Origin of the sequence: Streptomyces sp. NPDC014882 (assembly GCF_043081325.1) — a bacterium.
Lineage (GTDB): Bacteria > Actinomycetota > Actinomycetes > Streptomycetales > Streptomycetaceae > Streptomyces.
In genome coordinates this window covers 24,008-42,840 of record NZ_JBIBWL010000014.1, presented here as the reverse complement: position 1 = coordinate 42,840, position 18,833 = coordinate 24,008, and the positions used below count along the sequence as shown (strand labels likewise).

Below are 18,833 nucleotides of genomic sequence, written 5' to 3'. Positions count from 1 at the left end.
GGTCGTGAGGCGGAGCAGCGGCGATCCGGAAGAACCGGCCGGGCGAGCGGGCCGGGTGAGCGGGCCGGGATCCGGCGCCCCGCCGAACGCTGCTGACCCTGACGGGGCGAGCGGGTGCTGGGGGGCGGAGCGGCGGCTGACCTGTCCGGCGGAGGCGACGGACGCTGCGGACGCCGCGCCGCGGACGGTCCGAGGAAGCCGTACGGCCCCCGGCGTCTCCCTTGAACCCAAGGAGCCGGGGGCCGTACGCGTGCTGTCAGACCTGGTGCCACCGCGCGGTCAGATCAGCCGCGACGACGAGGACCGAGCCGTTGGTGAAGGCGATCTCGTGGGCGACGCCCGCCGGGTGGGGAAGCGCCTCGTCGAGCTGGAGGCTGCCGAGCCGGGGCTCGGTGCCGTCGCCCTCGTCCGTGTCGACCCGCAGGTTCCGGACGTCCGAGTACCGCAGCAGCAGGCCCTCGTCGTGCTTCCACTCGTTGGGCCGCAGGTCGATCTCCACGACGAGCCGAGGGCCTTCGTCCACCAGCCCGATCCGGCCGACGGTCAGGTCCTTGACGCACCGGACGGAGGAGAAGTCGTAGTGGGCCGGGTCCGCGGCCCACTCCCGGGCCCCCGGAGGAAGGTCCTCCGCGAGCCCGGCCAGAGCCTCGAGATACGGCTGCGGATCAAGCGCGAAGCCGTAGTGGTCGGTGAGCGGTTCCACCCGCGCGTAACGCATCAGCATCCACCCGTGATCCTGGGGCGCTTCCAGTTGTCGCCCTTGATGTTCTCGGTTCCCTTGGGTCCGATGCGGTGCTGGCGTCGCATCTCCTCCACCGCAAGTCCCTTCAGGTTGTTGTACACGTCCTTGGGCAGCTCCACGTCGACGCCCTTGCCGTGCTTCGCGAACCAGCCGTTGCTGCCGAAGAGACCGACCTCCTTGCCCCGGTGGTACACGTGGACCTCGAAGTCGGCCTGCCCGCCGATGTTGATACGGTCCAGGCGCCCGGTGTACCCGCTGCCGAAGTTCAGCGGATCCTTGCCACCGGCATTGTGCACCAGCAGTGGTGTGTGCCCCGCGAGCACGTAATAGGTGTGCAGGTGGGCGACGGTGAGGTTGTGGACCGTCGCCGGGCGCTGGCCGCGGCTCACCGCCGTGATGCGCACGGTCCCGCCTGTGCTGGTGCGCAGTTCCTGGCCCGCCGTCAGTTCGCCCGCCTCCATCCACCGGTCCACACCGGGGATCCAGAACGGGTGACCTTCGGTCGCGGTGACGAGTACCGTCTCACCGTCCACGGTGAGGGTCAGGGTGATCAGGTTCTTCAGACCCTCGCCGGTGATCTCCGCGGTCACCGTCCGGGCCACGGTCTCGCCGGTGGCCGGGTCCGTCGCCAGCACCTCGTCACCGATGCGGACGTCCTCGATGGGCTTGGTGGTGCCGTCCGCCATCAGCACCAGGGTGCCGGGGACGAAGCTGTTGCAGGCCTTGAGGACCTTGGCGCCCTTGAGCACCCGGGCCCAGGGCAGGTCGAGCGCCGCCGAGCCGCAGGCCTTGAGGCTGTCCCCGCTCAGGCACTTCTTCCAGGCTCCGATGTCCGGGGCGACGAGTGCCACGACGATCCTGTCGAACGTGGTCACTTCGTCCTCGATGATGCCGAGCGCCTCGGCGGCACCGCAGAACGACCTGGTGTTGGCGTCCAGCGCGAAGCACTTGTGCTCCGCCCACGCCTCGACCCGGTCGCTCTCGTCGTACTGCGGGTACATCGCCTCCAGTTCACGCGCGGAGGGCACCCGGATGTTCTCGATCCAGATCTCGCCCTTCTTCTCCGTGACGTTGATCGTCGTGCCGGGCGAGGTGGAGGACTTCTTGGCGGTGCCCTGGTCGTTGCTCTTGACGCCGCCGGTGTAGTAGAGGATGTCCTGTCCGTCGTCGCTGTAGCAGGCGTACGTGGTGCAGCCCGGTCCGTGGCCGTTGCCGGGCGCCCACACCGAATCCGGGTTGTCGGCGCTGCATCCGTCGCAGTACAGGCCGGACGGGTCGGAGAAGGTCAGCGGGTTGTGGTTGCCGTAGGTGTAGCCGTTGATCTGCTGGGGGTCGGTCAGGTCCATGATCGGGTCGACCGAGAGGAAGCGGCCCGTCGCCGGGTCGTACTCGCGGGCGCCGAGGTGGGTCAGCCCGGTGGCGACGTCCTGTGTACCGCCGACGAAGCCCTTGGTGCCCGGCCAGTCGGCCGGTTGCTCTCCGCGGCTGCCGCCGAACGGTGTGACGCGGCGCTGGGTGAGCTGCTGGGTCGCGGCGTCGATGGCGAGCAGGGCGGTGCCGTGGTGGTCGGCGGTGGTGAAGGTGACCTTGCCGTCGTCCTCCTGGACGGCGAGGTGGCCGCCGCCGAGGTCGAGGTACCGGGTCGCCTTCGGCGTGGCGGTGCCCTTGGCGACGGTGATCTCGGTGGCCCCGAGGTAGAGGGTGGTCCCGGTCGGGGTCCGGGCGATGAGTCGGGCGCCGTCGGCGTCGTACAGGTACTCGGTGATCTGCGGGGAGCCGCCCTCGACGGGTTCGGTGACCTTGGCGAGGCGACCCTCGGCGTCGTAGTCGAGGTCCTGGGTGGTGCCGTCGCCGAGGGTGCGCGTGTCGGTGTTGCCGGCGGCGTCGTAGGTGTAGGAGTCGCCGGCGGTGACGCCGTTGCCGGAGCGGGTGACGGTCTTCAGGCCGTGCGGGCGGACCGCGGTGGCGCCGGGCGTGGGGTAGCCGTAAGTGCTGGTGACGTCCTTGGTGGTGTCACCGGTGACGTCGTGCTCGACCTCGGTGCTGCGGTTGCCGGTCTTGTCGTAGCCGTACGACGTCCAGTACGGGGCCGGGCCGCCGAGCACCGGGGCGCTGGGCGTGCTCGCGCAGGCGGTGGTCGGCTGGGTCCACGCCTCGGTCAGGCGGCGCAGGTGGTCGTAGGTGAAGCACTGGGTGTCGGTGCCGGAGCGGGAGGTGTCGGAGACGGCGAGGACGTTGCCGGCCTCGTCGTAGCGGAAGGTGGAGGCCTGGTCGACCCCCGCCACGTCCTGGCGGTCGACGCGGGTGTACGCCAGGCGCTGGGTACCGGGCTCGTACTCGTTGGTGACCCAGGCCTTCTTGCCGCCCGCGTTGGACAGTTCGTACTGCAGGGGCTTGCCGGTCAGGTCGTGGGACGCCGTCGCCTTGATGCCCTCGCGGCCGTTCACGGCGACGGGCCACAGGGTGTCGTCCTGGTAGGTGTAGGCCACGGAGGAGGCGGCCAGCGCGCCCGCCTTGGGCAGTCCCTCGCTGCCGATCAGACCGGACTCCTTGTAGTCGGCCGTCGACAGGTAGGTCCCGGAGAGACCCTGGTTGGCGGTGGTGGCCGGGATGGTCACCGAGGTCCGCAGCGGCCGGTAGAGCCGGTCGTAGCCGAGCACCTTGGAGGTGTAGGCCTGGCCGTCGGCGTCGTAGCGGGTTGCCTCGGCGAGGTGTCCCTTGGCGCCGCTGACCGTGTCGTACGTCCACTTGGCGCGCAGGGGGCCGGTCGCGGAGCCCGTGCGCAGCTCGGTCTTGCGGCCCATGCCGTCGTAGCCGTGGGCGAGCGTGGTTCCCCGGGCGTCCACGGTGGAGCTGAGCTGGCCGCGGTCGTCGTAGAAGTACTCGAGCTTGCCCTTGTCGGGGTCCTTGCTGAGCTTGAGCTGGCCGAGCAGGTCGTATGCGAAGGCCCACTCGTTGCCCGCCGGGTCGGTCACTTTCGACACGGAGGACGCGGGGGTGAAGGAGTAGGTCGTGGTGTCGTAGGTGGACTCGGCGGAGCGCTGGTGGTGCCGGCGCACCTCGGTGGTGCGGCCGTGGGCGTCGGTGAGGGTGGTGAGGGCGGTGCCGCCGACGGGCGGGATCACCGTGGTGCGGTCGCCGCCGTACAGGGTGCGGGTGATGCCCAGCACCTTGCCGCCGTCGCCGTTGCCGAAGATCTGGCGGTGCTCGGTCTGCCGGCCGAGGCCGTCGTAGGTGTAGCGGTCCTGGGTCTCCACACCGAGGGCGTCCTGCGGCTTGACCAGGGTCGTGGAGGGTTTGGTGGTGGCGTAGTAGGGGGCGAACTCCTTGGCCGTGAGGCCGCGTTCGTCGTAGAAGGTGTCGGCGAGCAGCCGCCCGCCGTCGGGGCCGGGGTCCTGGCTCTGGCGGGGGCGCAGGAGGCCGTCGTAGAGGACGTAGGAGGTGACCTGGGTGCCGTTGTTGCCGATGGTCCTGGTGCCGACGGCGACCGGCTGCCCCTCGGCGACCGTGTACGTGTACTCGTAGGTGGGGACGTCGGAGGTGGTGCGGTCGGCGAGCCAGATCTTCGCCTTGCGGCCCAGCGCGTCGTAGGCGAACTGGGTGACCTTGCCGTTGGTGTCGGTCTGGGTCAGCGGCACGCCGCGCGCCGGATCGTTCGCCGTGGTCGTGGACTGCGAGGTGGTGCTGTCGCCCGGCGTCACCGGTGGTGTGGTGACCTTCGCGGAGGTGGGGAAGCCGGTGGTCGGGGTGTAGGCGGTCGTGGTGGTGCGGCCGTCGGTGCGGGGGGTGCGCGTCAGCACGCCGGCCTTGACGGTGACGGTGGCGCTGAGGTCCTTGCTGGTGAGCTTGCGGCCGTAGCCGTCGTAGGTGGCGGCGCTCTCGGTGTACGTGGCGGTGGTGCCGTCGTGGGACTTGAGCATCGCCGTCGCCGTGGGGTCGCCCTTGGTGGGCGCCGCGTCATGGGCGAGGCCGTCGTAGGCGGTGCGCACGTCGGAGATGACGTCCTTGGCGCGGTCCGGGGTGGTGGTGCAGGGCTTGGCGACCGTCTCCACCCGGGCGGGCAGCGTCATGATCGCCCCGGCCGCCGGATAGAAGGTGCGGGTGCACGTGTCGTCGGTGGTGACGGCGTCGTCACCGCGGTCGTCGGTCTGGGTGATGCGGCCGGTGGCCGTGTCGAAAGCGGTCTCCGTGGTGGTCGTGCGCCACTTCGTGCCCGCCCCGCCGTCCAGGGACGTCCAGGTCCGGGTCTGCGCGGTGCCGGTGAGGTCGGCGGTGATGGTGCCCCAGTCGCGGACGCGCTCGGCGGTCCGGTGGTGCCAGGGCCGGTTCACGGTCTTGGTGAGGACCTGGCCGCCGGGGGCGGAGTAGCCGACGGTCCTGTACGCGAACCCTGCCGCCGAGTCATGGTCGGTGATCGGGTCGCCCTCGCCGGTGCCCAGCGTGACGCTGACGTCTTTGGTGCCGCCCGCGGGCTCCTTGCGGTCGCCGTCCATGCCGCGCAGGTAGTAGGTGTCGTTCTGGGTCCGCATCGCGGTGGCGCCGCCCTGGCCGCCGGTCTTCACCCGGACGTGGCCGTAGCCGCGCCACTGCGACCAGGTCTTGGACTTCTCCTTGGTCAGGCCGTCGTCGTCGTCGTAGTGCCAGGCGGCGCCGTCCAGGTACTCGTAGGCGGTGACCTGGTCCGGGGCGCCGCCGGTGCGGTCGGTCAGGGTCACCGTGGAGGTGACGTACTTGTTGAACCAGTGCAGGTCCGGGTCGTCGGTGCTGCTGCCGCCGATGTACTGGGGGAAGCAGCGGGTGGTGTTGGTCTGCGGGGTCGGCAGTGCGTCCGCGGCGCAGGCGGGCGCCGAGTAGGCGACGTCGATCTGGCCGCCGGCCTCGTCGGCAACGGTGGCCAGGCGCTCCTTGATGAACGGGGCGAACCCGTCGCCGGTGCGGTCGAGCCGGTTGGCGAGCTGGGCGTAGGTGAACGTGGTCTTCGGCAGGGTGACGGCCGGGGTGCCGGTGTGCCCGGTGCGCTGCACGGACTCCAGCAGCAGCTGGTAGTCGGTGTCGGCCATGCCCCAGCGGTGGCCGAGCTTCCAGGAGTCGACCGCGGTGTAGGCGCCGGCCTTCAGTACCTGCGTGTCGACCTGGGTGAGCCGCTTGCGGGTGAAGAACACCGGGGCGAGCCGGCCCTGGTCGCAGGTGGCCGCCGCCTCGCAGTTCATGTCCCACGGGGTGTCGTACCAGTAAGCGGCGTCCTTGCCGATGTCCGCGCAGGTGGTGTTCGTGTCGGGCAGGCATCGCTCGCCGCTGGTGAAGTCGACCTTGGCCAGGGCCTGCGCCGAGTACATGGAGGTGGACTTCAGGCCGTACTCGATCCGGTCGAGGAAGCCGCCGCGCACGTAGCGGGTGTTGGCGTTCTCGTCGAGGTTGCGGCCGTAGGAGTTCCACTCCTTGTCGTAGTAGTAGGCGATGGCGTTGCCGTGCGGGTCGACGACGTAGTCCAGGTTCCAGCGCCAGCCCTGCTGGCACCAGGAGTCGGCGAACGCGGCGGCGTGGCAGGGCTCGTTCGCGTCGTCGCCGAAGACCGGGGTGGTCCAGGTGGAGTCGGTGGTCTCCGTGCCGGTCGCCCAGCCGGGCAGTCGGTTGTAGCCGAAGTGGTACTGCACTCCGTCGGGCGTGGTGACCTTCCAGTATTCGTCGTCGCGGGCGCCGTTGTCGCGCACGTCCGTGGCGGAGCCGCGCAGGCGCTGAATCTTCGTGCCGTCGTCGTCGCGCAGCCGGAAGGTGTCGGTGCCGGTGGGCACCAGCTCGCCGCCCTTGCCGTTGAACGAGATGAAGGCGTTGTCGTAGGCCCAGCACTGGTCGGCCGGCTTGCCGCCGTCGGGCCGCTCGACCCCGTCGTCGGCGCAGGACTTGTAGCGCCGCTCGATGGAGCCGGGCCACAGGTCGAAACCGTCGCCCGCCCAGGAGCCCTGGTTGTTGGAGTTGCCGGTGCGGCCGTCGATCGCCCCCGACGAGTACGACAGGCCGACGCTCGGCGTCAGCTCGCCGGGCACCTCGGGCACGGACATCTCGTACGACCAGGCGAAGTCGCCGGTGTTCAGGCTTGTGCTCCACTGCGCGGACGGCGCGAGCGGGGTCGCCTTGTAGTCGCCGCCCATGCTCGCGTCCTCGGCGACGGCCGCGAGGACGGTGACGCCGGTGCCTTCAAGGGGGACGCGCTCGGCGGTGAGGGTCTGCCGTTCGGTGTCGTTGACGGTCTCGACGGGCGTCGCCGTACGGCAGGCCGTCTTCGCGGGCGTGGTGAGCGCGCAGGCCGGCAGCCGGACCAGCTTCAGCCGGTCGGCGTATCCGCCGCCGAAGGACCCGGCGAAGGTGGAGTAGTCGAGGCGGGCGCGCACCGTGGAGGCCTGCGCGTCGGCCGGGGCGGCGGACTGGAGGGTGAACACCGGGCCGTCCGCACCGGCCCGCCGGGCCGTCGCGCGGTCCAGGAGCCGGGCGCGCACCGCGTCGGGGGCCCGGGTGCCGCCCACCGCGAGGGGCAGGCCCTTCGCGGGGACGACCGAGGAGGAGCCGGACAGGTCGACGGTGGCCGCTGCGGTCTTCGGCCACGTGGCGCGGGGTGCCCGCGCGGGGGTGCGGGGCCCCTTCATGGCCGCGCGCGGGGTGACGGCGACCGGTTCGACCGCCACCGGTTTCGCGGAGGCGGGCAGGTCGGGGCGGCCGGTGCCGCGGTCGGCGGCCGTCGCGGGCTGGGCCACGGCCTGAAGCAGGGTGCCGATCAGAACCGTGGCCGAAGCCAGAGCGACGCGGCGGCGCAGGGCACGGACTCGCGTCCGCGGTCTACCATTCATCCTCGTCCTTCATCCCTCGCAGGAGGCAACCCGGGTGGGGTGCGTGTCCGGTGTCGTGCGGGTCGGTCGGAGCGGACAGGCGGGTGGGGCAGGCGGGCACGGCCGGGAGAGCGGGCGCGGCCCCGCCGCCGCGGCGGCGGCGGGGCCTGGGGAAGGGAGCGGTCAGCCGTTGCCCGGGACGGTCGTGGCCGTGCCCGGCTGACCGGTCGCCAGGTGCTGGATCTGCGTGTCGTCCAGGGTGCCCTGGAAGGTCCACACGTCCGAGACGGCTCCGGGGAAGTGCGCGCCGCTCCGGTCGCGGCCGAGCTGGAGCGACTGCACGGCCTTGAAGGTGACGACGTTCTCGGAGTACGAGACCCGGTTGGCGCAGTCGGCCACGTCGGGAGCGCCGTCCTCGTCGGCGTCCTGGCAGGCGACCTCCTCCAGCTCGCCGTTGACGTAGAGCCTCAGCTCCCGGGCGAAGCCGTCGTAGACCAGTGCCAGGTGCGTCCAGTCCTCCGGGCCGTAGAACCGCCCGTTCTCCACCTGCGTGGACTCGGCGGTGGCGGTGTCCGCGCTGCTGGTGCCGATACGCCAGCGTCCGCCGTCGCTGTCCGGGGTGTCGGAGGGCACGTACCGCAGGGAGAAGGCGTCCTTCACGGCGCCGGGCGCGCTGAGCAGCGCGGCCTCACGGGTGGGTACGCCCGCGGTATGGGCGAACGCGCTGACCGTGAAGCTGGCGCCGGTGTCGACGGGCACCACACCGGTCGCGGTGGCGGCGTAGTCGTCGATGCCGTCGAGCGTGAGGCCGCCGTCGACCCAGGGATCGCCGAGCGCGGCGCCCTTGTTGAGGGTCAGGCCCGCGCCGGCGGGTCCGGCGTCCGGCGTGACCGGCGGCGTGGCCGTGGACGCGGTCTCGAACTTCCAGCGGCTCTTGACCACCGGGTGCTGCCGGAACAACTGGCGCACCTCGTCGTCGGAGACGGCCCGGTCGTAGAGGCGTACGTCGTCCATGGCGCCCTTGAGCGGGCTGATCAGCTTGCCCTCGTGGTAGGTGCCGCCGAGGGAGACCTCGCCGACGGCCAGCCAGGGCGTGGTGAAGGCCGCGGTGGCCGCGAGGGTGCCGTTGACGTAGAGCCGGATCTGCGCGGCGTCGAGGTCGTAGACGCCGACGACGTGGTTCCACTCGCCGTGCCGGGCGGCGGCGCAGGAGGTGTTGGCCGGGCACGCGGTCTGGATGGCACGGACCACCGTGGACTCGGTCTCGTTGCTCTGCTCCCGCATGAACACCCAGCCGCCCAGCGCCGTCGAGTGGTACAGCTCGAAGCCCGGGTTGACGGTGCTCGACTGGGCGATCGCGGACATCGCCCGCGCCTCCTTGTCCTTGGGCAGCTTCACCCAGGCGGAGACCGCGAAGCTCTGGTAGGTGTCCATGATCGGCCGGCCGGTGGTCGCGTAGTCGTCGACCCCGTCGAACTCCAGGGCCTTGCCGTCGACCCCGGCGGCGCCGCTGACGGTGCCGCCCTTCAGCTCGGCGGGCGCCTCCTGGGCGCGGCCGGTCAGCGCGACGGCCTCGATGGTCTCGTCCAGCGGGAACACCAGTTTGGCGGGCCGCGCCGAGGTGACCGGGCGGCGTTCGAAGAGTTGGGTGACCTGCCCGTCGTTGACCTGGTAGTCGAAGAACTGCACCTCGTCCACGGAGCCCTTGAAGAAGTTGGACACAGTCCCGTGGTGCGAGGCGGCGCCGATCAGGGTGCGGCCGCGAGCGTCCCACGCGGCGGTGGTGGCCGGGGTGGTGGCGACGAGCGCGCCGTCCACGTACAGCTTCATGGTCTGGGCGGGGACGTTGTACGCGGCTACGAGGTGGGTCCACCGGTTGACACGGTCGGCCTGGCAGGCGGTGTCACCGCCGGCGCAGGCGGGCTGACCCGCCCGCAGCGTGGTGGCCTCGGCCCCGTCCAGGGTGTGCTTGAGGAACTGCCAGCCGCCGAGCGCCACCGAGTAGTACACCTCGTAGCCGCTGGTGCTGGAGCCCGCCTGGGCGACGGCGACCGGTGCGCCGGACGGTTCGGCGGGCAGCTTCGCCCACAGCGACACCGAGAAGCTCTTGGCGGTGTTGAGCACGGGTGAGTCGCTGGCCGCGTGGTCGTCGGTGCCGTCCAGCTCCAGGCCGTTGCCGGTCACGCCCGCGGTGCCGGGCCGCAGGCCGCCGTACAGCGCGGCGGGCCAGGCGCCGCCCGAGCCCGTGACGTGGGTCGCGCCGGCGTTCTCGTCGAGCGTCCAGGACAGCCGGTCGGGCTGGCCGGAACGGACCCGGAAGTAGTAGGTGCGGGTCTCGGAGCCGTTGCCCGCGGCGTCGAAGGCCTTCGCGGTGATGAAGTTGACGCCGGGCTTGGTCGGCATGAACTTCATCGTCTTGGCGCCGCCGCCCGAGGTGGTCAGCGAGCGGGCGCTGGTGGGCGAGCCGTTGACGCCGAACCAGTACTTGGTGACGTCCGTGGAGGAGGAGTCGATGGTGAAGGTGCCGTACCGGCCGACACCGTCCCACCAGGGGTCCTCCGGGTCGGCGTCGTCGGAGCGCGGGTACTGCGTCGAGCTGATCGAGGGACCGGCGGGTACGGAGGTGTCGTAGACGAAGTAGCATCCGTGCGCCTTGTCCGCGCTCCACGGCGACCACTGGCCGCCGTCCCAGGCCCGCGCCTCCCAGGAGACCGTCTTGTTCTGCGGGACGGACGTGGGCAGCTGGACGGAGAAGTCCGACCCGGAGGCCTTGGCTGTGCTCTTCGCCGAGAGCCAGCGCTGTTTGAAGCCGTCACCGCTGTCCCACAGCGCACGGAACTGCACCTGGACACGGTCGCCGTCCGGGTCGGTCACGTCGCCGGCCCGCACGGTCGCCCGGGAGCGCACCCGCACCGCGCCGGAGCTGGTCGCGCAAGGGCCGCCCGGGTCCATCGTGAGCTTGGCGGTGCTGATCCTCGGCGGCGGGCGGTTGTACTGGACCCGCAGGTAGGCGTCGTCGGAGAAGCGCTTCCAGGTGTAGCGGTCGTCCTCGCTGGTGGCGCGCAGGCCGAAGGTGAGGGACGACCACTTGCCGGCCGCCGCCTGGGCCACGGCGCCCTTCACGTCGAACTCGGCGTCCGCCGCGGCGCAGCCGTCGTAGCCGTGGGCGAAGCTGCGGGTCTGCAGGTGGTCGACCCAGAAGCCGGAGGCGTTCTGGCTGTTCCAGGTGGTGCCGGAGTTGATGCCCTTGGTGCGCCAGAGCTGCACCTCGCGGGCCTGGCAGGAGGCGGCGTGCGTCTCACGGACGACGAACTCGGCGGACAGGATGCTGCGGCCCGCGAACTTGGTCGTCGGGATCTGGTAGAAGAGCCGCTTCGTGTCGTAGGGCTGGCAGTAGTTCCAGCCGCAGTAGCCGAGGCCCGCGTCCGGGTCGCCGTTGAACTTCCACTGCGGCGAGGAGGCCCAGTACTTGGAGGCCATCGTCCAGGCGGTGCCGCGCGGTGAGTACCACTGGGGGTCGATGAAGACCGGGTACACGGTCTCGGAACCGGCGAGCAGGTCCTGGTCCGGGGTGAGCACCAGCTCGTCACCGCCGGACGACACCTCGACGCCGACCGGGGCCAGCCGGCCCGAGTCGGCGGCCGTGGGCTCCACCTCCGCAGTGCCGGCGTCGGTGCCGGCGGCCTCGACGGTTCCGGCGGTCACTGCCGACACGGGGTCCGCGGCCGACACGGGATCCGCGGAACCGGCTTCCTGCGGCGCGTCCGGTTCGGCTCCGGTGCTGGAGTCCCACATCATCGGGCGCGGCGCCTCGAACACGACGCCGCCCGCGCCCTCGTCGACCGCTTCGAGACCACCGTCCGCGGTCTCCCGCGTCGTGAGCCCGTCCGCCCCGAGCCGCAGCCGGAGCCGGTCGAGTTCCTCGCTGCGCGCCGCCTCCGCCGTCTTGACGACCAGGAGCTGGGTGAAGCCCTCGGGCCGCGCGGCGAGGCGCAGGTCGACGTCGGGGAGGATGTCGGGGTAGATCGCCGTGTCAGCGTCCAGGACCGGTGCGGGTACGTCACCGGGCCACGTCAGCTCCAGCGTCCGGCCACCCCGCTCCAGGCGCACCAGCGGCCCGTCGCCGCCGCCCGAGAACGCCAGCCCGACCGTGGCCGCGGCGGGCGCGACCATGCCCTGGTCCGGGCCGGCGCCGAGCGGGGCGAGCCGGGTGTCGACCGCCCGCCACTCGCCGTTGATCCGGGTGCGCACCGGCCGCAGGTGCTCACGGGCCTCCAGGGTGCCCTCCGGGGTGGCGTACACCTCGGAGGTCTCGCCGCGCAGGGCGAGCACCTCGATGTCGCGGCCCGTGCGCCGGGCCTCGGCGAGCGCCTCCGCCTCGGTCGCGGCACCGGCGCTCTGCCCCGCCCCGGCGGAGGCCTGCCGCGCTGTCGGGCTCACCGCACCGGCGGGGAGCGCTCCCAGCGGCAGCAGGCCGACCGTCACTCCGACCGCCACACCGACCGCCACCGCCCCGACCGATCTTCCTGAACTCCCGTGCGTGCGCGCACGACGAAACATCCCGGCCCCCGTCCAGCCATCCCCGAGTGTGATCTTGCTGTGACCTCGTCAAGTTAGGAGTCGGTGGGGCTGGAACCGTGAATTCCTGCTGGCGGAACGGTGAAGCCGATCAAGACGGACGTGAAGGAAGGGAAAAGGAGGGGCGAACAGGGCCAGGTCAGGCGCCATCCACTGTTTCGAACCGCCACCGGTGCACCGCGCGGGTCCTGACCCTCCCTCAGATTCGGGCAGATCGGCGTCGCACTCCGCGTCCCACCACGCGATGACCAGGACGCGGTCCCGGGGGGCGCGCAGGAGCTCGCGGCACAGCGGCCGGGCGGGCAACTCCTGGGCGCGGGCCCAGTCGAGCAGGTCCTGGCTCCTCGCACCTCCGGAGTCCTTCCACCTCCGGCTCCTCGCACCTCCGGGGTTTCTTGTTCGGACCGGGCCGGACGGCGTCCGGCGCGTCACGAGCACCGCGCCCGGTCGTGGACGACTGAACGGACAGCTGGACGGACGGCCGAGGGAAGACGCGGGCGCGGCTCACGCGGGTGGCCGCGGCGAACGTGCCGGCGCGTCGCGGCCGTGCCGGACAAAGTACGAACCTCCCCGTATGGGCCGACCGGTCCGCATCAATCCCCTCAATTCCATCGATCCGCACCAGCCGGCGTCGGCCCGTCCGACCGGCACCGGTGGTCGATGTGGAGATCCGGTGGTTCTTGTGCGCGCCCTCCGCCGCTCCCACCGGATCCCGCCGACGCCGCGAAATCCGGGCGCCGCCCTTCGCCGCGGCTCGGCCCGAGGCGGGAGAGAACCCGCTCGGCGCCTCTCGCCCGCGCCGGTGGGCGAGAGCACCGCGCCCTCCCGGGGAGGCGAAGCGCGCCCCCGGGAGGGGCTCGGGGAGACCCCCGCCCCGGACCAAAGGAAGGGCGGAAATGCTACTCGCGAGTTCAGGTGGGTGATCCGGAAAAATAATCAAGTTTTCAACATGAATTGCGTCGCGAAAAGGCGAAGGGAGAACTCGACCAACGCTCACCTTTTCTTCCGGACATCGAAGGCGAATTCACCGGGCATGTCCGGTTTTCGACGCCGGGTGCGGCCGGGCGGGCCCGGCCGTCCCGGTGGAGGAGGCCGGAGAGCCGTTCAAACCTGTCGGCACCGGCAGGTCGGTGACAGACCGCGCACCGGGCCCGCCGGGCGCCGCGGCGGCACCCACGACCGTGCCGGCGATGGCCGGATGCATTCCCACCGGATCCGGGGCGACCGCGCCGCCGGCACCGGCCGCCTCCCCCGACGCGGCCTCCCCGCGGGTCCGGCGGCACGGGAACGTCCGCGGCGGCACGCTCCGCCGGGGAGACCGGCGACGCCCTGCGGCGACGGACACGCACGTCGGACCCTGCGGACCGGACACGGCCCGCGATCCGGACGGACCGACTCCGGTGCCGCGCCCGGCAGAGCGGGCGGGCCGGGGCGCCCGGACGCCGGGGAGCACCTGGCCGATTCGGCACCGATTCGGCACCGATCCGGGGTGCGGTCGAGCACCGGAACGCCGGGCCGGCCGCCCGGCGGGCCGACGGCGACTGACAGCAAGTGGACAGGGACACGCCGTGTCAATAACTGGACGTCACCGTCCGGATGCGATCCGTGCCCGACCCGGGGCCGGTTCCGCGCCACCCGCCGGAAGTGCTGCAACTTGGTGACAGTCCGGCCGGAAGTTTTGGGTGCAACGATCCATGACACCCCTCGGGGGCAGCCACTTTACCTGGACTATGCCTACGTCCCGACGTTGACTGGCTCGCAGCCAGCCCATAATGTCTGAGCTTCGGAGCCGGGCAGGCCTGGTCCGCCCCGAGCCTCGCCCGCGGCGTCGTCAATCGATTTGCCTCGGCAGCTAGATTGACGATGAATGGATGATTGTTCAGCCAAAATTAACAATCAGGAGTCTCTGTATATTTTTCATCAGGAATACAATTCCTGGCATCGGATTTACCAACTTCATCCTTCGGGATGAGGATTCTATCGCTGAGCATCACGGGGAATGATCGGTGTAATGAAGAGTTCCATGTTGAAAACCGATGGTAAAGACCTGATTTCTACCCTGATCGGGATACCTTCACCAGACGGGCCGGCCGCGGGCATCACCGAAACGGCCGACGGCATCAACAGGATGGAAAGCGCGCTGCTTCAGGCACGCGCGCTGATCGAATCGACGATGTCGCTGCACCGGACCAGGCCGGTGCGTGAATCCCTCGTCCTGCGCGCGGACGACGGCGACATCGGCGGCACAGTCACCCGGCTCGTCGGACTGGCGCGCCACTCCGTCTCCGTGTCGCTGTCCGCCGGCGAGAACGCGTCCGCCGTGTTCGACGCGCTCGCCGCCCACGCGACCCCCTCCAAGGGACGGGCGGCGGGCGGCAGGCCGGGCGGCCCGGTCGTCCGGCTGCTGTGCACGCCGCAGGCGGTGAACAACTGCCGGCCCAACGCCGAGGACTTCCGGGACCCGCGGTACGAGATCCGGGTCGACAAGGGGGAGTTGCGCGGCATGCTGATCGTCGACAGCCGGGTCGCCCTCGTGCCGGACTCCCACGGAAAGGCGTACGACGCCGCGATCATCAAGGACACGGCGTCGGCGCGCGCCCTGGACCTGCTGTTCGCCGGGTCCTGGGCCAACGCCCGGTCGCTCGCCGAGTACCAGCGCACGAGCGAGCGCATGCGGACGGAGTCGGTACGACGCGTCCTGGAACAGCTGCGCATGGGCCGCACCGACGAGGTGGCGGCACGCGAACTCCGGGTGTCCCTGCGCACGTACCGCCGCCACGTCGCGGAGATCATGCAGGAGCTGGGAGCCAACTCCCGCTTCCAGGCCGGGGTGCGGGCCGTGGAGATGGCGCTGCTGCCGCAGCGCGACGACGCCCGCCGCAGAGAGCCCGTCGGGGGATCGCACCGTCATGGCTGACCCCTTTCCCGATCCCTCTCCCGACCCCTCCCACGATCCCGTCGAACGGCCGCGGCACACCACCGCGCAGGGCCCCCGCGGCCACGGCGAGGACACCGGGCAGCTCGGTGAACAGCCCGCGGACGACCTGGAGCAGACGCTCATGGAGGTCCGCCGGCTGATCGAGGCCACCGTCGCCAAGCACCGCGACCGTGTCGTGCGGGACTCGCTGATCACCAACGTGCCCGCCTGCAGCGGTGAGGTGGCGGCGGCGGCCCTCGGGCTCGTCGCCGAGGCCGAACGGACCATCGACATCGTGCTGGCCGACTCGGAGCACGTCGAGGCGATCAACTCCGTGTACTGGGAGCTGGAGAACAGCCGGAAGAACATCGGGCTGCGGCTCCTGTGCACCCAGGCGATGCTCGACAGCGGGGTGGTCAGGCCCCACATGCTCAAGAACCTCCGGTACGAGGTGCGGGTGGCCCGGGTGCCCATGCTCCAGGTGATGATGGTCGACGGGGCGGCCGCCCTGGTGACCTCGCAGGCGGTCATCGGGCGACAGGCCTCGGTGATCCGCGCCGCCACCGTGATCGGCACGCTGGGCACCCTCTTCGAAGGGCTCTGGCGCCAGGCGGTCCGGGTCGAGGAACGGATCGACTTCGGTGACCGCGACCGTGCCGACGTGGCCCGGCAGATCCTGAGCTGCCTCCAGGTCGGCATCACCGACGAGGTCGCCGCGCGCGAGCTCTCCGTCTCGGTGCGCACCTACCGCCGCTACGTCGCGGAGATCATGGCGCTCCTCGGGGCGAGTTCACGCTTCCAGGCGGGGGTCCGGGCGGCCGAGCTGGGGCTGCTGCCCAAGAACCGGAAGAACCCCGCCCAGTCGCCGGCGGGTCCGGCCGGACCGGCGGGACCGGTCGAGGGCGCTTCCGGGACACCGGTCCGACGGGGCGCACGGCGGCAGGACGGGCCGGCCCGGGAGGCGGCGCCGGACGCGGGCGACGCGGGCGGCGCGCCTTCGGGCGACGGCCGGCCCGGCCCTGGCAGCTTCCTGTAGCCGTCGTTGCACCCTGACGACGGGGCCGGTTAGACAGGGACGACACGGACGGCGTCCGCCCCCGGGCGGACGACCGGACACCCCCTGACCCGAGAGCTCCGGCGGCCCGCGCGTTTCCCGTGCCGCCGGCGATCCGGTGCGCCGTGGGACCCCCTGGACCCTCACTCCTCGGCCCGCGGCACACCGGTGGCGGGCCCGTCACCCGGGACGAACAGCCGGGTGCGGGCCCCCGTCTCGGCCCCTGTGCCGCCTGGAAGGTGTGGAAAGTTGACCCCGACGCCGATCGGTCTGGTGTTCCCCGGACAAGGGACGCAACGTCAAGGCATGGGTGAGCCCTGGCGGGACACCGCCGCGTGGAGCCTGGCCGCCGAGGTCTCCCGGTACTGCGGCGAGGACCTCGAGGAACTGCTCCTGCGGACCCCGACCGACGTGCTGCGCCGCACCGACCTCGCCCAGCTCTCGGTGTTCACGGTGACCCTGATGGCCTACGCCGAGGCGGCGCGGTCCGGGGCGCTGGACGACGCGGTGGCGTGTGCCGGACACAGCCTGGGAGAGTACGCGGCGCTGACGGCGGCCGAAGTGCTCACGCTGCCGGACGCGGTCGCCCTGGTGGCGGAGCGGGGGCAGGCCATGCGGGAGGCCGAGCGGCTGCGTCCGGGCACCATGGGCGTGCTGGTCGGGACCGGGCTCCGGGAGGCCGAGGCGCTGGCCGCCGAGGTGCGGTTCGAAGGGCTCGACGTGTGGGTGGCCAACGTCAACGCCCCCGGGCAGACCGGGCTCTCCGGCTCCGCCGAGGGCGTCGAACGGGCCGCGGAACTGGCTCCGGGCGTGGGGGCCAAACTCATCCGCCTCTCCGTGGGGGGCGCCTTCCACAGCCCCTTCATGGCGCCCGCGGCCGAGCGGCTGGGCCGGGCCCTGCGGACCGTGCGGTTCGCCCCGGGGGACCTCCCGGTGGTCGCCAACGTGGACGCCGAGCCGTACGCCGGCGACGGGGGCTGGGCCGGACTGGCCGTGCGTCAGCTCTCCTCCCCGGTGCTCTGGGAGAAGAGCGTGCGGACCCTGACCGGACGGCTCGGCTGCCGGCGGCTCGTCGAGCTGGGCCCGGGGCGGGTGCTGACGAACCTGATCCGCCGGATCGATCCCGACGTCGAGGTGATCCCCGTGGACGGCCCCGGCGCCCTCAAGGACCTCGCCACCGTGTGACTCCCGCACCGCCGTGCGGCTCCCCCCGCGGCCCCGCGGCTCCCGCCCCGCGGTGTGGCTCCCCGCGGCCTTGCGGCTCCCGCCCCGCCGTACGACTCCCCCGCCGCCCCGTGACTCCCGCACCGCCGTGTGACCCCCCGCGGCCTTGCGTCTCCCCCCCCGGCCCTGCGACTCCCCCGCCGCTCCGTACCGAACTCCCCGCTACCAGAAGCCCGGTGCCATGAACACCCTGAAGCACACCCCCGGAAGCGACGCGACCTGGTTCCGGCGCTACCCCCCGTCCGCCCCCGTCCGCATGCGGCTGCTCTGCCTGCCGCACGCCGGTGGTTCGGCGAGTTTCTACCACTCCTGGGGAAACGCCCTCGGCGACGACGTCGAGGTCCTCGCCACCCGCTACCCGGGGCGCCAGGAGCGGATCGTCGAGCCCTGCCTGGAGACCATGGAGGAGCTGGCGGACGCGGTGACGGCGGCCGTACTGCCGCTCCTCGACAAGCCGTTGGCACTTTTCGGCCACAGCATGGGGGCCTCGCTCGCCTACGAGGTGGCGGTCCGTCTGGAACGCAGGCACGGCTTCGGCCCGAGCCTGCTCGTCGTCTCCGGCCAGCGGCCTCCCCACGGGCAGCGGCCGCGCACCGCGCACCTGGACGGCGCCGAGTCGGTCCTCGCCGAGGTCCGCAAGCTGGGCGGCACCGACGCCGCCCTGCTGGAGGACCCCGACCTTCAGGAACTCGTGATGCCCGCGCTCCTGGCCGACTTCTCCGTCGTGGGGCGGTACGCCGAGAAGGGCCCCCGGCCGGCCCTGCCCGTGCGCTGCCCGGTGGTCGGACACGTCGGGGACCGCGATCCCAACGTCACGGTGGCGGACGTCGCCGCCTGGGCGGACGTCGCCCCGAAGGGCTTCGAGCTCAAGGTGTGGGAGGGCGACCACTTCTACCTCGCGCCACGCAGGGACGAGCTCGTCGCCGACCTCGCGTCCCGACTGCGCTGACACCGGGCCGGACCACGGGCCGGAGCACCTCCCGGACCACGGCTCCGACCACAGCCCGGGCACGGCCCGACCACGGACCGACCACGGCCCGGACCACGGCCCGGACCACGGCCCGACCACGGCCGGAGCCTGCCGAAACCCGCCCCTGCCCGCTGCCCGCGGAAAAACGCCTGGCGGTGCTTGGCAGCTTTGTGCAATGCGGCTTGCCGGAGCGGACGGCCGTGGCTTAGAAATCGTCAGGAACTTACGGGAATTGCCTGTCCGGCAATTCATGAGAGAGGTATCGGCATGGCTGCTGCAACGCGTGAAGAGCGTCTCGTCGTCATCAAGGAAATCGTCTGCGACATCCTTGAGATCGAGGAGGACGAGGTTTCGGAAACGAGCCTCTTCAAGGAGGACCACAACGCCGACTCGCTCCGCGCGATCGAAATTCTCGCGGCCCTGGAGAAGGAGTTCGGCGTGGTCATCAACCAGGCCGAACTGCCCCGCATGGTCAACCTCAAGGGCGTGTACGAGGTCGTCGGCGAGCCGGCCGGCTGGTAATCCGT

At 71.7% G+C, this 18,833-nt stretch carries 8 protein-coding genes and 1 pseudogene; 5 read left to right on the top strand and 4 right to left on the bottom strand.

What is annotated here, in order from left to right; translation table 11 throughout:
• Positions 1–256: 256 nt before the first annotated feature.
• The 4 genes and pseudogenes from ACF09K_RS27280 to ACF09K_RS27265 form a co-directional block, all read right to left on the bottom strand.
• Complete coding sequence (locus ACF09K_RS27280; protein WP_392247600.1) at positions 257–724, bottom strand: hypothetical protein; 468 nt, start codon at positions 722–724, stop codon at positions 257–259.
• Positions 718–7,584, bottom strand: a complete 6,867-nt coding sequence (locus tag ACF09K_RS27275) for a polymorphic toxin-type HINT domain-containing protein (RefSeq protein WP_392247598.1) — start codon at positions 7,582–7,584, stop codon at positions 718–720. Before ACF09K_RS27275 ends, ACF09K_RS27280 begins: the two co-directional genes overlap by 7 nt.
• Before the next feature lie 162 nt (positions 7,585–7,746).
• Complete coding sequence (locus tag ACF09K_RS27270; RefSeq protein WP_392247597.1) at positions 7,747–12,072, bottom strand: LamG-like jellyroll fold domain-containing protein; 4,326 nt, start codon at positions 12,070–12,072, stop codon at positions 7,747–7,749.
• 208 nt (positions 12,073–12,280) lie between these two features.
• Positions 12,281–12,474 (bottom strand): annotated as a pseudogene (locus ACF09K_RS27265) (hypothetical protein).
• 1,795 nt (positions 12,475–14,269) lie between these two features.
• On the opposite strand from ACF09K_RS27265, the gene ACF09K_RS27260 reads away from it, so the two are divergent.
• The 5 genes from ACF09K_RS27260 (at position 14,270) to ACF09K_RS27240 (ending at position 18,828) form a co-directional block, all read left to right on the top strand.
• Positions 14,270–15,058 carry a LuxR family transcriptional regulator gene (locus ACF09K_RS27260; protein WP_392247596.1) on the top strand — a complete coding sequence of 263 codons (789 nt, stop codon included), beginning with the start codon at positions 14,270–14,272 and terminating at the stop codon, positions 15,056–15,058.
• Positions 15,051–16,094 (top strand): transcriptional regulator, encoded by a 1,044-nt coding sequence (locus ACF09K_RS27255; protein ID WP_392247594.1) that lies wholly within the window; start codon positions 15,051–15,053, stop codon positions 16,092–16,094. Before ACF09K_RS27260 ends, ACF09K_RS27255 begins: the two co-directional genes overlap by 8 nt.
• Positions 16,095–16,418: 324 nt before the next feature.
• Entirely contained in the window at positions 16,419–17,297 is an 879-nt protein-coding gene (locus ACF09K_RS27250) for an ACP S-malonyltransferase (RefSeq protein ID WP_392247593.1), read from the top strand.
• A 220-nt stretch (positions 17,298–17,517) separates the two neighbouring features.
• Positions 17,518–18,285, top strand: a complete 768-nt coding sequence (locus tag ACF09K_RS27245) for a thioesterase II family protein (RefSeq protein WP_392247591.1) — start codon at positions 17,518–17,520, stop codon at positions 18,283–18,285.
• A gap of 288 nt (positions 18,286–18,573) precedes the next feature.
• Positions 18,574–18,828, top strand: a complete 255-nt coding sequence (locus tag ACF09K_RS27240) for an acyl carrier protein (RefSeq protein WP_392247589.1) — start codon at positions 18,574–18,576, stop codon at positions 18,826–18,828.
• The last annotated feature ends 5 nt before the right edge of the window (positions 18,829–18,833 follow it).

Coding starts and splice junctions, on each gene's coding strand:
- ACF09K_RS27260 (WP_392247596.1), top strand. CDS start 14,270: ATGGAAAGCGCGCTGCTTCAGGCACGCGCGCTGATCGAATCGACGATG.
- ACF09K_RS27280 (WP_392247600.1), bottom strand. CDS start 724: ATGCTGATGCGTTACGCGCGGGTGGAACCGCTCACCGACCACTACGGC.
- ACF09K_RS27245 (WP_392247591.1), top strand. CDS start 17,518: ATGAACACCCTGAAGCACACCCCCGGAAGCGACGCGACCTGGTTCCGG.
- ACF09K_RS27275 (WP_392247598.1), bottom strand. CDS start 7,584: ATGAATGGTAGACCGCGGACGCGAGTCCGTGCCCTGCGCCGCCGCGTC.
- ACF09K_RS27255 (WP_392247594.1), top strand. CDS start 15,051: ATGGCTGACCCCTTTCCCGATCCCTCTCCCGACCCCTCCCACGATCCC.
- ACF09K_RS27250 (WP_392247593.1), top strand. CDS start 16,419: ATGGGTGAGCCCTGGCGGGACACCGCCGCGTGGAGCCTGGCCGCCGAG.
- ACF09K_RS27240 (WP_392247589.1), top strand. CDS start 18,574: ATGGCTGCTGCAACGCGTGAAGAGCGTCTCGTCGTCATCAAGGAAATC.